Here is a 12,643-nt window from a genome sequence, read left to right on the forward strand (position 1 = left end):
GGATGTTTTGGAAAAAAGACAAAGGCCTAGCAGAAAAAGAGATAGCAGCGACGACAGTGGCAACTCCCACTACCACAATGGCAGGGCAGCAAGACGCTTGGAAACATGAGCTTCGCGGTATTTACGAACAAATTGGTGCGATCCTTTCTTCGAACCAAGCGGTAAACGCCGAACACGATCAAATGGCGCGATTGGTGACGAGGATGCAGCGTGTCGTAGATAATATCCAGACCATTAATGAGAGGGATGATGAATCTGCGAACCAGTTGTCGATTCGAGGAGAGCGCCTGACAGACATCTGTAGACAATCGGTAGCGCGTGCAGATGAAGGCAAAAAGGCTATGACGGACGTTGTGGAAGTCATGAGTCTCCTCGACAAAGAATCGGTTCATACGTCCAAGTCCATGAGCCGCTTGGAAGAGCGCTCTTCGGAAATTACAAGTATCGTCAAGGTGATCAGCGACATTGCCAATCAGACCAACCTTCTCGCTTTGAATGCAGCGATAGAAGCGGCACGTGCGGGTGAACAAGGCCGAGGCTTTGCTGTAGTAGCAGATGAAGTACGGAAGCTGGCAGAGATGACAGCGAATTCGACCAAGACGATTGCAGAATTGATCGGCAAGATTCAGGAAGAAACAAAAGAAGCGTTGTCCAACAGTGAAAAAAGCAGCAGTGCGATCAAAAATGGACTTTCCATCAGCAAGGATGCTGCGGAGAAGACGGATCAGATCGTGAACGCTTTCCAGGCACTGAACGTCGAAGTGTCAAGCGTGATGGAAATCATCGCGCACCAAAAGCGGTTTGCTGACGATGTGTCCCAACAGGTAAGTGATGCAAAGGGCTTGCTGGACGAGCTGAATGAAGGCTTGACCAAGCACGTGAGGGACGCAAACGCAGTAGAGCAAATGCTCGCGAAGAGCGTAAAGGATGTCAAAACATTATTGTGATCATAAGCAGAAAGAATCAGGAGTCCGTATCCAAGCGATGCGGACTTTTTTGCAAATGACACTCGCCGTGAAAAAAATCGCTGATCAAAGTAACATTGTGGGACTGAATGCGAGCATTGAAGCTGCGCGCCCAAGAAGTGATTGAAATAAAGTAAGCCCATACATGTAACAAAATTCCCCTCTCAGGAGTCTAACTTTAGAGAGGGGAATTTTTCTTTTAGTTCTTTTGTGTGGTGGGTAGCGATTGCTCCAGCATATAGCGATAGACCGGGACTTCATCGCCTTTTTCAACGGCCAAGAAGTTAAACGAAACGTAGCTGTCTACGGATTCCGGTTCCAGGGCCAGTGCAATGAAGTTGGCGTTTGGCTGGGCCATGCTGAACACGTAGCTACCCGCAGGAAAGGTTTTCGTTGTTTCTGTTACATTTGCTGTCACTTGATTGGTGTAATGCCCATTCTCGTAAATCGTATTCACCTTGTTTTCCAAAATGGTGTAGCTTTCTACTGCTAAGGTTGTTTCTTTCGATAGTTTGGTTACCGAAACACCGAGCAGTTCCAGCTTGGCGGCAACGTCATGGTAGGCAGGAGGCATGAGATAAGCAGTGGGGCGCTCGCGTTCGAGTACGGGATAGGCCTCTGTGGAGCTCACCCAGTCGATGGGGGTAGACACTTTTTTTGCAGTGGCTAGATCAACCACCTCGAGAGACTGACCCGGCACTCGCTTATTTTCACTCAGGATGACGAGTTTGTCGTTGTCGTTTGCTTTTTTGCCTTTTTCCGTGATTTCTGCGCGTGCCTGGGTCACGGCTGACTTGATTGCTTTGGCGTTGGCCGCTGTTGATTGGATGACAGCAGCGTGAGTCATGGCTTGACTGTATACACGACGCTCAAAATCGGCGCGTCCAATGCCGATGCCGCGCGTTTCCACCAAAAACGTCAACGTGTTTTTCAGACCTAAGGCATTGCGTCCGATTCTTGTCTCTGTGCTGCCTTCTGTTGCGGTTACTTTACCGTCCTTGCCTTTTGCCAGCGTATAGTAAGCGTGATGAGAAAGTTGCTCCTTATCGAGTGCTTTTTGAACGTCAGCCAAGAGCAGGTTGTCTGACATTTTGCGCAGGTTGGCGGGAATATTCAAGTTTTTCGCAGAGGAGATCAGAACATCGTAGGAAGAGATCGCGCCTTTTTCCCCAACATCGCGAAGCTGGCTGGAAGAGACGCCGTATTCATGGGCGTCAAGCACCACATCAGGTTGATAGGTGTTGATGGCTTGGTGAACCGCTTGTACCTCTGGGTATTCTACCTTCATGTAGTCGCGGTTGGCATCCAGCTCGGTCGCGATGTAGCGTTTGAACTGGTAGGAGCCATCTGGGTTGATGCGAGGAATGATCGCGACGTTTACTGTATCCAGGAGGTCGGCGCCAAGTTTTCCTTCTGCCAGCCATTTGGCGATCACAAGAGCAGATTCACCAGAGGCGGGTTCATTTCCGTGAATTTGTGCCTGTAGCCAGATGAGTGGTTTCTCCTTGTTTTGATTGATCTTGTTGTTGTGGTCTTTGCTGAACAGAAGCAGGGGGATATCACGACCTTCCAATGATGTACCGATGGATAGCAGCTTGATTTCCTTGTTGCCTGCTGCTAATTTGCTTATGTAAGCCATCATTTCTTCCTGGGATGTAAAAGCTTCTTTTCCTTCTTGGAAACCGGGTGTCCCAAACTGGATAGTTGGCTTGGGAAACAAGCTCTCAATCTGTGCAGGCTGTACATAGGTTGGTCCCATTCCGTAATAAGGAATTGGGGTGTGTGGATCAGCTTGGGTGGCATGGATCAATGAGGGGCTGGTGAACAGAGATATTACGAGTGCAGTAGAAACAGCGTAGCGTACTTTCTTGTCCATAAATTCCCTCCTGCGAAATAAAGTTAGACACCTATGATTAATTTATCAGATTATTATAAAAATAATAATCGCTACAAAATATTCATTTTAAAGTAGGACTTTCGGTTCTGCTTTACTAGAATAGGGGGATGACATGGTCAGAAAAATCAGCAGAATGCTCCTTTTGATGACGGCCATCGCCGTAAGCAGTTTCTTTCCGAGCCATATTTCTGCAAATGAATGGAAAAAACCAACAGAAACAGAGAATGTTGAGCACCTGAATGGTGCGATCCACCAAAAACAAGAATTTCGATTCCCAGATGGTGTTACGTATTGGGCCCATAAAATCACAGGTCAGCGCAATATGATGCCCTACGTTTTCACGATCCCGATTCAGGGCAACAGTCAGAACATGATGTTCCGTTATCGAGCCTATGATGAGTCGAAGAAACCATATTGGAAGGTTGTCACGCTTGATCAAGTCCAGACACTTCCGCTTTCCTCTGGTTTTGTAGAGACGGAGGGCAGGTATATTTGGGTAGGTAAGCCCATTACTTACGTGGATAAAGGCAGAGCCACGATTGAAGAAAAACCGGCATTAGCGTTGCCGATCGAAGTAAAACAGACGTCTTCTGGTGTCGAGCTAGTGATCAAGATGCCGATGAAAGCAGGATTTATCAGCGAAATGTGGGCGCTCGATTCGAGAGAGCCACTCGTTCCTTGGGGAGAGCAATCGATTGACAGCGTCTGGCTAAACTTGGACGTTACGGAAAAGGCAAAATGGCTGTACGATGGGTATTACTACCAAAGCCCTTCAACGTACGAGCCGACTTCGGAGTCCTCCTTTTGGCGGATTCCCGAAAATTATGTCCTTCGCTCCTTTTTATATACGGGTGGAAGCAAGGCTGCCCGGGATATGGGCTATGTGATGCTGAAAGCGAGCCTGAAACAGCAGGAGCCTGAGGGGTACTGGAAGACGCAGCCACGCTCCTTGTGGTTAAGCGGCGATTACGGGATACCAGAGGGCTTTTATGATACGAGATTCAACACAGGAGCGGCTGATCTGATGTTGCGGGGCTGTGATCAGTATCAAGAAAAGGACTTTTGCCAATCTGCGAAAAAATATGCTTCTTACTTTCACAATCACGCAGCCATGAACCATTTTACGATCGCTGGTATACAGCAAGGGTGGCTGGTTGCCGACTATGCGACAGCAACGAATCCAATGATTCAGACACATGTTTCTTTGAACCATCAGTTGGCGGAAATCAATTTTCTCTACAAAAACTACCTGCAATTCGGGGACCGGACAGACAGAGACTTAGCAGACATCATGCTCTACGGTGTGGTAAACCTTGGATCGCAGTGGATACTCGGAAATGGCGATTTACATTACGCATACTTTCCAGACGGGACATTCGGCAGACCGGACTATCCGTTCTTGACCTACAATGACTTGATCGAAACCCAGCGCTTGTACCGTCAACTGCATGGAATGGATGAGATGACCATTACGATGTTGATTGACAGTAAATTAATGTGGATGCAGCTGAATAATATTCAGTACCGTTAACAGATGGAGTTGTGACCCGTACGAAGGACACTTGAAAATAGTGACTTTCTTACGGGTTTTTTTGCATGTATCGACAAGTGCATCGTAACACTCAGAGAGAGGTGCAGTATCTATTTCTGCAAAGCAAACAAGGTCAAAAAGCTGACAGCCTCCCGCAGCTCTACGCTTAAACGGCCCGCGATATCAGGGGTAATTCCTTCTTTGTAGACAGGTTCTTCTCCCAGCAGAGTGAAGCCATTTTCGCTCGCCAATTGCTTGGCTTCCCATGGCATCATCGTATTTTGGATCGTCGTCTCTTCATACAGTCTGCGATAGCTATGAGCGCGTGGGCCCGCTGTAGGACCGAGGATACCCAAGAGGAGAATTCCACCGGGAGCGAGCACACGGTGAAGCTCCTTGAGTGCCTGAAGTGGAGACGGCGTGAATTCCACTACATTAATGGAGAGCACACCGGAGAATGAATCATTCGCAAAAGGAAGGTTGCTGATGTCTCCTGTCTGAAAATGAACAGAGCCCGGGAAGGAAATGACCCGGTCATGAGCGAGGCGGATCATTTCCCCGGCAATGTCGATGCCCTCCACCTGATAGCCCTGCTCTGCAAGCTTGCAACTGGCATAGCCGTCACCACATCCTGCATCGAGTACAGATCCGACAGGTACATGCTTCATAAAAAAGGGGAGGATGGTGCTGCGGCTGCCTTTTTCCCACATATGATCACTTCTTTTTCGCCAGTCGCCGGCAAACTGATCCCATTGCTTAGCGGCTTGCTCTGTCCATTGGCTCATCATTATCCACACCTTTCCCATCGATAGAACGTTACCGTTATGAAGAAAAACTCCGGTCGAAGCGGCCGGAGCTTTTCTTTGAGGTTGTTTCACGTCGAACGGTCATGACGTTATTTTCGGATATGCGGAACCAAGTCAGCAATTTTTTTACTCTTCAGCGATTGCACCATTTGTCGCTCAGCGTCAGCCACAACCTGTTGAATCAAACAGGCACTATCATGGTGGAAGCTGCATTCAAACAAGGAGGTATTCCCTTCAATGGCTTGAATAACATCCAGAAACGATATATCATCCTGGTTGCGTTTGAGCTTGTATCCGCCATTTGCGCCAGATACCGAGTGGATTAACCCAGCCTTTACGAGTTTCGTCAGCATTTTAGATAAGTACGTTTGAGAAACGCCTAGCTTCTCTGCTAAAAGCTGTACACTCACGGGTTTATCAGGCGCTTCTGCCACCAGATAGAGAATCGCATGGAGGGCATAGTCTGTTGCCTGTGAATACTTCATAAGACACCTCAATTATGGACTTAATACATCCATCATAAAGTTAATTGGAAGTGTGGGCAAGGGGAAGCGTAGTTCGTGTTCGTTGAAAATAAAGTCTTAGACTAACCGCTGTTTTTATTGAACGAATGATCCCATTTTGGTGGAATTGCAGGCAGTGTGAATAGGTGCTAGCTAAAGATTAGCCTGCTTTTGCGAAATACCTAGGATTCTTTCTAATAGGATAGCCACTCCATCATTATCATTGAAGTCATCACCAAAGCACATTACATCACTCATTTTATTGCCCTGAGATTCAATCAAATAGTTAACTGCATTTTCTTTTGATGCTTTTACAGACATGATTTGAATCAACTTTCCATCATCTGTCCTCATAATATTAACCTGGTCCCCAAACTTATTAATAATAGGTTCAGAATCATTCCAATCGGTTATTAATGATTATTGGATTTGTTGTAGTCTTCATCATTTCTCTATAATCCAACGATTTATATGTGATCCATTCATCTTTGACTTCAACACTAATATTGGCTTCAGGGTCTACCGATAGACAATAATCGAAGATAGAAGCAACCAATTCTTTTCACCTTCTGTAGAGCAAGCATATTTCTTTTCGATATTTGTTTTTTGGAATTGAGAAGAGTCCCATCTAAATCCAATACGATCACCTTAGGCTTCATAAGTTTTCCCCATTCAACTCAGTCTATTACTATATTTTAACAGTCTAACACTTCATTTTTCGAGTCAAAAACATTATTTTCAGTGAACAGTTTGTGCGTTCATCTGCACTTTCGGTGCCTATTTTAGGATGAGGCAACTTGACACAAAAACAATTTAAGGGATATTATAGATATAAGAAGTCTATGAATGAGTTGTTTGAAATGACCAGGTACAGCGAGTTATTTTTTGTCTCTATCGAAGATATTGAGGGTCTGTAATGGTTGTTTTAAATAACTGTTCAATAGTAATAAGGGGAGGAAAGTACAAATGAGCATTTGCAATACGACGGACACTACGTTTCAACAAGATGTAAAAAGTGAAGGTTATACTCTCGTCAATTTTTGGGCACCTTGGTGCGGGCCATGCCGTTTTTTTGGGCCGATACTCGAATCGTTTGATGCGGAGCACAGTAAAGAAGTGAGAGTCCTAAAGGTCAATGTCGATGAACAAACGGAGATTGCCAATCAGTATGGCATCATGAGTTTGCCAACGACCATTTTGCTAAAAAACGGGGAACAGATCGACAAAGTTATAGGAGCTCTTCCTCTAACAGAACTGAAACGATTTGTTTTCAATCATAGGTAGCCGGAAAACGCAGCGAAAGCCATCGATCAACTTGATCGGTGGCTTTTTGGTATCCAGTTGTTACTCGTATGCGTACTTTAATAAATGAAAGCGTTTGAGCGTTTTCGCGTTGTTCCGTGTTCTTGCATGAGGAAGCGCTTCCAATGTACTCTCAAGATAACGACAAAATAATCCCAATTAACAAAATAATGTCAATAATCGAAATGGAAAGCGGAGGGGTAGGTAATGAGCAATACTGATTTTTTCCCGATTCAGGACTGGGACTACCTGGAGTTTTATACGGGTAACGCGAAACAAGCGATGCACTATTTCACAAATGCGTTTGGTTTTGAAGCAGTAGCCTATGCGGGCTTGGAGACAGGCTCTCGGGAAAAGGTTTCCTACGTCTTGAAGCAGAAGCATATGACGTTCGTGATCAGTGGGGCGCTTACGCCTGACAGCCCGATCGCTGAATTTGTGAAAAAGCATGGCGACGGAGTCAAAGACGTTGCTCTGCGTGTAGAGGATTGTGAACAGGCTTACCGGGAGGCAGTTTCTCGCGGAGCAATCCCGATTATGGAACCGACTGAGTACACCGATGAATTCGGGACGGTCAAAAAAGCGATTATCGGTACGTACGGAGAAAACATTCACTCCTTTATCGAACGGAAAAATTACAACGGACCATTCTTCCCAGGCTATAAAGCGTACCAATCTTCAATCAAAGGGGAGAGTACGGGTATCATCGGCATCGACCACATCGTCGGTAACGTCGAGGTCATGGATGAGTGGGTGGAATACTATCAAAAGGTCATGGGCTTTACAGCCGTACAAAATTTCAGTGAGGACGACATCTCGACGGAGTATTCTGCGCTCATGTCCAAAGTGATGCAAAGTGGAACAGGACGCATCAAGTTCCCGATTAATGAGCCGGCAGAAGGACGCCGCAAGTCGCAGATTCAAGAGTTTTTGGAGTTCTACAAAGGGCCAGGAGTACAGCATATTGCCATCCTGACCAACGATATCATTGATACCGTATCGAAGCTGCGTGATAACGGTGTAGATTTCCTCATGGTGCCAGATGCATACTACGAAGATTTGAAGGAACGCGTAGGGGAAATTGATGAAGACATCGAGGCGTTGAGAAAGCTGGGGGTATTGGTTGACAGAGACGACGAAGGCTATCTCTTGCAATTGTTCAGCAAGCCGATTGTAGACCGTCCGACGCTGTTTATCGAGATTATCCAGCGCAAAGGAGCGCGCGGCTTCGGGAATGGCAACTTCAAGGCACTGTTCGAGGCGCTGGAGCGCGAGCAGGAGCGCAGAGGTAATCTGTAATTCATTGATGTAACGAGCATGACAAGACCATCTCAGGCTGAAAACGCTGAAGAGATGGTCTTTTTTGTGTTCGCGAAGCAGAAAATATAAAATCTCATGAACCATTAAATCGCCTCTGTCATCTATACTAGTAGGAACCAAATATTGGAGAAAAAAGGAGGTTTATGCAATGTGAGCATCAAGATGGAAGTTCAGCAAGACATTCAGCTGGCACAGGACGGTAGCGTAGAAGCTTTTGCTAGAGTCATTCAATTGTACGAGCGTACCTTGTATAGCTTGGCACGAACCTATGTCGGGCGGGACGAGGATTGTGCCGATGTGGTGCAGGATACCGTGTTGAAAGCATTCAGAGCCATCTGTACGCTGCGAGAGCCTGCTTATTTCAAAACATGGATGGTCCGAATTCTCATAAACGAATGCAGACAATGGCAGCGAAAAAAGAAGCGAAGTTCAACCGTAGTGTTGTCTCCGTTACAAATAGAGGAGAAAGCTGTACAGGCTCCCTACGATGCCGTTGAACTAACAGAGGCAGTATGGAAGCTGGAGCATGAGCTGCGCATTGTCGTTTGGCTTCACTATTACGAGGATTTGCTGATCAAAGAAGTCGCCTTGCGCGTAGGTGTCCCTGAGGGCACAGTGAAATCCCGGCTGCACCGCGCTCGCGTGCTACTTGCAGAAGAGCTGGAATCCTCCCAGGAAAGGAACGTGGATCATGACCCGACTATTATGCGGAAGCTGAGTCTGAATCTGAATGACTTCGCTCCGCTATCAGCCGCATAAGTACGCAGATGACAAAAAGAAAGAGAAAGGGCCGTATATGCGATGATTCATAGATTAGAACCAAAAGATTATCCAAAAATCAAATCGTTGCTGTCACCTGACAACGTGAACGATCTGACCATCCATGCGATTATCAAGGGGACAAATCGAGGAGCGATTTACGTAGACGATGTAGAGCAGCCTCGGACAGCACTGGTCGATCAAACCGGCGTGATCAGCATCTTCGTAGGAGATGCTGCCAATGGAGCGTTCACAGCGGATCTGGGTGCCTTTATTGAGGGAGAATTGCGCAAATATACGACCGAATCGTGTGGAGGCACTCATTTTCTGGCGGTTGTGCCAGATGAAGCATGGGAAAAGGCAGTGACCAAAGCTATCTCGCATCGAGAGATAGAAACGGATTGGGAGTATTACTATCAGTTCAATCCCGCGCAATTCCAAGCGCGAAAGGACAGCTATCGCCCTCTGCCCGAAGGATACACGTTGAAAAAAATCGATGCAGTTATCATGGAAAACGACCCTGACAACATCTTGATAGAGGTAGTAGAAGAATTCTATCATTCGGTGGATGATTTTTTGCAGTGGGGTGTGGGTTTTTGCGTATGCAAAGGAAATACGATTGTGAGTGCTTGCCTGTCTTGCTGTGTCCATGAGCGTGACCATGAAATTAGCGTGGAAACGTACGAGGAAGCAGACATGAACAAAGGCTATGCTACGCTTGTTTGTGCGGCGTATCTGGAGCATTGCATGGCACATGGACTGACACCGCACTGGACCACACTTCTGACCAATGAGGAGTCGGTACGTCTGGGGACAAAGCTAGGATTTGAACCGAAGGAAAAGTGTAAAATACTGGAGTTCGAATACTAATACAATAAGAGTAATCACAGGTTGTCGAAATCATTTCGGCAACCTTTTTTAGTAGGAAAGGAAGAGAAGTAAAAGGGAAAACCGAGGTGAAAAGTGAATATTTTGATTAGTTATATAAACGAACAGCGGGTAGCGACACGAAAGGGATGAACCAATGAATATGGCATTAATGGTTCCATTGACGGAACGGACAGCTGTTTTGATAGTGGCGGCCTTGTTGTTTACGCGTGTACGCGCATTTCGCAGCATATTGAACCAGCAAGCGACGTGGCGAGAAAAAGCACTGATGGTCGTCATTTTTTCTGCTATTTCCATACTGGGTACCTATAATGGCATCTGGTATCAGGATGCGATTGCGAATTCACGTGTGATCGGGACTGTCGTGGCAGGCTTGCTGGCTGGCCCCGGGGTTGGGCTGATGACAGGGCTGATTGCGGGGATTCATCGTTATTCATTGGGGGGCTTTACGGATTTGGCTTGTGCCATCTCAACGATAAGCGAGGGCTTGTTTGCGGGATTAATCTATCAGTTCCGCCGTAACCGTAGCAAAAAAATCGGGTGGACGACAGCACTCGTCGTCGGTTTTTTTGCGGAGTGGCTGCAAATGGGAATTGTTTTGCTCATCGCACGTCCTTACGCAGACGCATTGGCATTGGTGCAGGCCATTAGTGTACCGATGTCTATCGTCAACTCGGTCGGAATTGCTATATTGATCATTATTATTGACTTGGCAAAAAAGGAAGAAGATCGGATCGGGGCGCTCCAAGCCCAGCGAACGCTGCAAGTAGCGGACAAAACGCTATCTTATTTGCGTCAAGGACTGACGTATAACTCTGCCCAAAAGGTAGCGGAGGAAATATTGCGGACAACGCGTGTAGCTGCGGTAGCGATTACCGATACGCGCTCTGTGCTTGCGCACGTTGGCGCAGGCTCGTCCCATCATGTAGTGGGAGAAGGTATCACAACCAAGGCGACCCGTGAAGTTTTATCGACCAAAGAAGTAAAGATTGCCCAAACCAAGGAAGAGATTGGGTGCAGGGAGACAAATTGTTCCTTGCGCTATGCGATCCTCGTACCCTTGATGCGAAGACGTGAAGTGGCAGGCGTGCTCAAGCTGTATCAAGATCGTTCTCGCAAACTTTCTGCTGTGGACTTGGAACTCGTACGTGGATTGGGGAACCTGATATCGAGTCAGCTCGAACTGGCTGAGCTTGAAAAGCAGTCCCGTCTGTTGGCAGATGCAGAAATTAAAGCCTTGCATGCCCAGATCAACCCTCATTTCTTGTTTAATGCGCTGAATACGATCGTTTCGTTTATTCGCTTCCGTCCCGAACAGGCCCGTGAGCTGTTGATTCATTTGGGGGAGTACTTCCGGCGTAATTTGCATGACTCTGGCGGATATGTCAGTCTGGCGCGTGAGCTGGAGCATATCGAAGCGTATTTGGCGATCGAACGTGCGAGGTTTGGGGACAAGCTCCATGTAGAGTACGACATCGAGGATGGGGTGGAGCGCTTTACTGTGCCGGGACTGATTTTGCAGCCGCTGGTAGAAAATGCGGTCAAGCACGGGCTGTTGCCCAAGCGCGAAGGGGGAACCGTAGTGATCCGTGCGCGCCGCAAAGAAAAGCAAATCGTCGAGTTGACAGTGGCAGACAATGGAGTTGGAATGGATGGGGACCCATTCGAGCCAGCCATTGCAGAGAGGAGTAAAGGGCGGCAATTATCTGGGATCGGCCTTGCCAATGTAAAAAGTCGTCTCCAGTCGATCTACGGAGATCCGTATGGAATCGTGATCGAGAGCAAAAGCGGGAGCGGCACAACATGCACCATACAATTACCAATAGGGGTGAACGTCAGTGCTCAAAGTGTTCATCGTTGATGATGAGACGCCAGCCAGAGAAGAACTGAGGTATTTGCTGGAGCAGTTTTCGGAAGTGTCTGTAGTAGGAGAGGCGGGCAGTGGGGAAGAGGCGTTGGAGGCGGTTCTTCAGACAGAACCGGATGCGGTCTTTTTGGACATCCATCTGCAAGACCGGGATGGTGTCGACGTGGGGCAGGAGCTTCTGGAATCCATGGTCAATCCTCCTGTCATCATCTTTGCAAGTGCGTATGATTTTCATGCGGTCCGAGCATTTGAGGCTGAAGCCGTCGATTATATCGTCAAGCCTTTCAGCGAAATGCGGCTGGAAAAGACGATGAACCGGGTACGAAAAATGATGCGGAAAAGTGAGCCTGCAATAAATGCGGCACCGATGCTGGAGGAAAGGCTACGGTCCCTTCTGCAAAATGTGCTGGTCGATACTCAGCCGCGGCGTGTCCCGGTGGAGAAAAACGGAAAGATCATGCTGATTGATCCAAACGAAATCGTCTATGCCACTTTGGAAGGAAGGTATGCGAGTATTTATACAGCAGGTGAGCAATATGCGACCACGTTTACGTTGCAGGAGTTGGAGAGCAGGCTGTCACGCCAGCAGTTTTTTCGGACGCATCGCGCTTTTATTGTCAATTTATCCAAAACGGCAGAGCTCGTTCCTTGGTTCAAAGGCTCGATTCATTTGGTCATGCAGGATCAGCGCAAAACAGAGGTGCCTGTCAGCCGCAATGTCGTGAAGGAATTGAAGAAGCGATTGGGGTTTTAAAGCAAACAGACCAATCCTGTATCCCGGTTGGGAGTATGGGATTGGTCTGTT

At 47.2% G+C, this 12,643-nt stretch carries 14 protein-coding genes; 9 read left to right on the forward strand and 5 right to left on the reverse strand.

Translation table 11 applies throughout. The features are described 5' to 3' along the window. Positions 1–2: 2 nt before the first annotated feature. Both ACFYU8_RS12870 and ACFYU8_RS12875 read left to right on the forward strand, forming a co-directional pair. Complete coding sequence (locus ACFYU8_RS12870) at positions 3–947, forward strand: methyl-accepting chemotaxis protein (RefSeq protein WP_390299196.1); 945 nt, start codon at positions 3–5, stop codon at positions 945–947. Then, positions 928–1,092 carry a hypothetical protein gene (locus ACFYU8_RS12875; protein ID WP_390299199.1) on the forward strand — a complete coding sequence of 55 codons (165 nt, stop codon included), beginning with the start codon at positions 928–930 and terminating at the stop codon, positions 1,090–1,092. The genes ACFYU8_RS12870 and ACFYU8_RS12875 overlap by 20 nt, the downstream gene beginning before the upstream one ends. Before the next feature lie 72 nt (positions 1,093–1,164). Here the strand turns inward: ACFYU8_RS12875 and ACFYU8_RS12880 are convergent, their stop codons facing one another. Continuing rightward, positions 1,165–2,841, reverse strand: coding sequence for a M14 family metallopeptidase (locus ACFYU8_RS12880; protein ID WP_390299202.1), 1,677 nt, complete (start codon positions 2,839–2,841; stop codon positions 1,165–1,167). 133 nt (positions 2,842–2,974) lie between these two features. Between ACFYU8_RS12880 and ACFYU8_RS12885 the strand changes: the two genes are divergently transcribed. Continuing rightward, positions 2,975–4,393 carry a hypothetical protein gene (locus ACFYU8_RS12885; protein WP_390299205.1) on the forward strand — a complete coding sequence of 473 codons (1,419 nt, stop codon included), beginning with the start codon at positions 2,975–2,977 and terminating at the stop codon, positions 4,391–4,393. A 110-nt stretch (positions 4,394–4,503) separates the two neighbouring features. Here the strand turns inward: ACFYU8_RS12885 and ACFYU8_RS12890 are convergent, their stop codons facing one another. From ACFYU8_RS12890 to ACFYU8_RS12905, 4 genes are all read right to left on the reverse strand, one after another. After that, positions 4,504–5,178 carry a class I SAM-dependent methyltransferase gene (locus tag ACFYU8_RS12890; protein ID WP_390299822.1) on the reverse strand — a complete coding sequence of 225 codons (675 nt, stop codon included), beginning with the start codon at positions 5,176–5,178 and terminating at the stop codon, positions 4,504–4,506. A 110-nt stretch (positions 5,179–5,288) separates the two neighbouring features. Continuing rightward, positions 5,289–5,684, reverse strand: coding sequence for an RrF2 family transcriptional regulator (locus ACFYU8_RS12895; protein ID WP_390299208.1), 396 nt, complete (start codon positions 5,682–5,684; stop codon positions 5,289–5,291). Between the two features lie 171 nt (positions 5,685–5,855). Continuing rightward, positions 5,856–6,116: an HAD hydrolase family protein gene (locus ACFYU8_RS12900; RefSeq protein ID WP_390299825.1), complete on the reverse strand. Its 261-nt coding sequence runs from the start codon at positions 6,114–6,116 to the stop codon at positions 5,856–5,858. Positions 6,117–6,214: 98 nt separating this feature from the next. Beyond that, positions 6,215–6,361 carry an HAD family hydrolase gene (locus tag ACFYU8_RS12905; RefSeq protein ID WP_390299212.1) on the reverse strand — a complete coding sequence of 49 codons (147 nt, stop codon included), beginning with the start codon at positions 6,359–6,361 and terminating at the stop codon, positions 6,215–6,217. Between the two features lie 274 nt (positions 6,362–6,635). Here ACFYU8_RS12905 and trxA point away from each other — a divergent pair, with 274 nt between their 5' ends. From trxA to ACFYU8_RS12935, 6 genes are all read left to right on the forward strand, one after another. Continuing rightward, positions 6,636–6,986: a thioredoxin gene (gene trxA / locus ACFYU8_RS12910; protein ID WP_483862287.1), complete on the forward strand. Its 351-nt coding sequence runs from the start codon at positions 6,636–6,638 to the stop codon at positions 6,984–6,986. A gap of 225 nt (positions 6,987–7,211) precedes the next feature. After that, on the forward strand, positions 7,212–8,303 hold the full coding sequence (gene hppD / locus ACFYU8_RS12915; protein ID WP_106837869.1) for a 4-hydroxyphenylpyruvate dioxygenase: 1,092 nt from the start codon (positions 7,212–7,214) through the stop codon (positions 8,301–8,303). 171 nt (positions 8,304–8,474) lie between these two features. Beyond that, positions 8,475–9,083 (forward strand): RNA polymerase sigma factor, encoded by a 609-nt coding sequence (locus tag ACFYU8_RS12920; RefSeq protein WP_390299218.1) that lies wholly within the window; start codon positions 8,475–8,477, stop codon positions 9,081–9,083. A gap of 42 nt (positions 9,084–9,125) precedes the next feature. Next, positions 9,126–9,953: a GNAT family N-acetyltransferase gene (locus ACFYU8_RS12925; protein WP_390299221.1), complete on the forward strand. Its 828-nt coding sequence runs from the start codon at positions 9,126–9,128 to the stop codon at positions 9,951–9,953. Positions 9,954–10,107: 154 nt separating this feature from the next. Continuing rightward, positions 10,108–11,832: an ECF transporter S component gene (locus ACFYU8_RS12930; RefSeq protein WP_390299224.1), complete on the forward strand. Its 1,725-nt coding sequence runs from the start codon at positions 10,108–10,110 to the stop codon at positions 11,830–11,832. Continuing rightward, positions 11,810–12,592, forward strand: coding sequence for a LytR/AlgR family response regulator transcription factor (locus tag ACFYU8_RS12935; protein ID WP_390299227.1), 783 nt, complete (start codon positions 11,810–11,812; stop codon positions 12,590–12,592). The genes ACFYU8_RS12930 and ACFYU8_RS12935 overlap by 23 nt, the downstream gene beginning before the upstream one ends. The last annotated feature ends 51 nt before the right edge of the window (positions 12,593–12,643 follow it).

The sequence above is a fragment of the Brevibacillus sp. NPDC003359 genome, assembly GCF_042878995.1.
Classification (GTDB): Bacteria; Bacillota; Bacilli; order Brevibacillales; family Brevibacillaceae; genus Brevibacillus.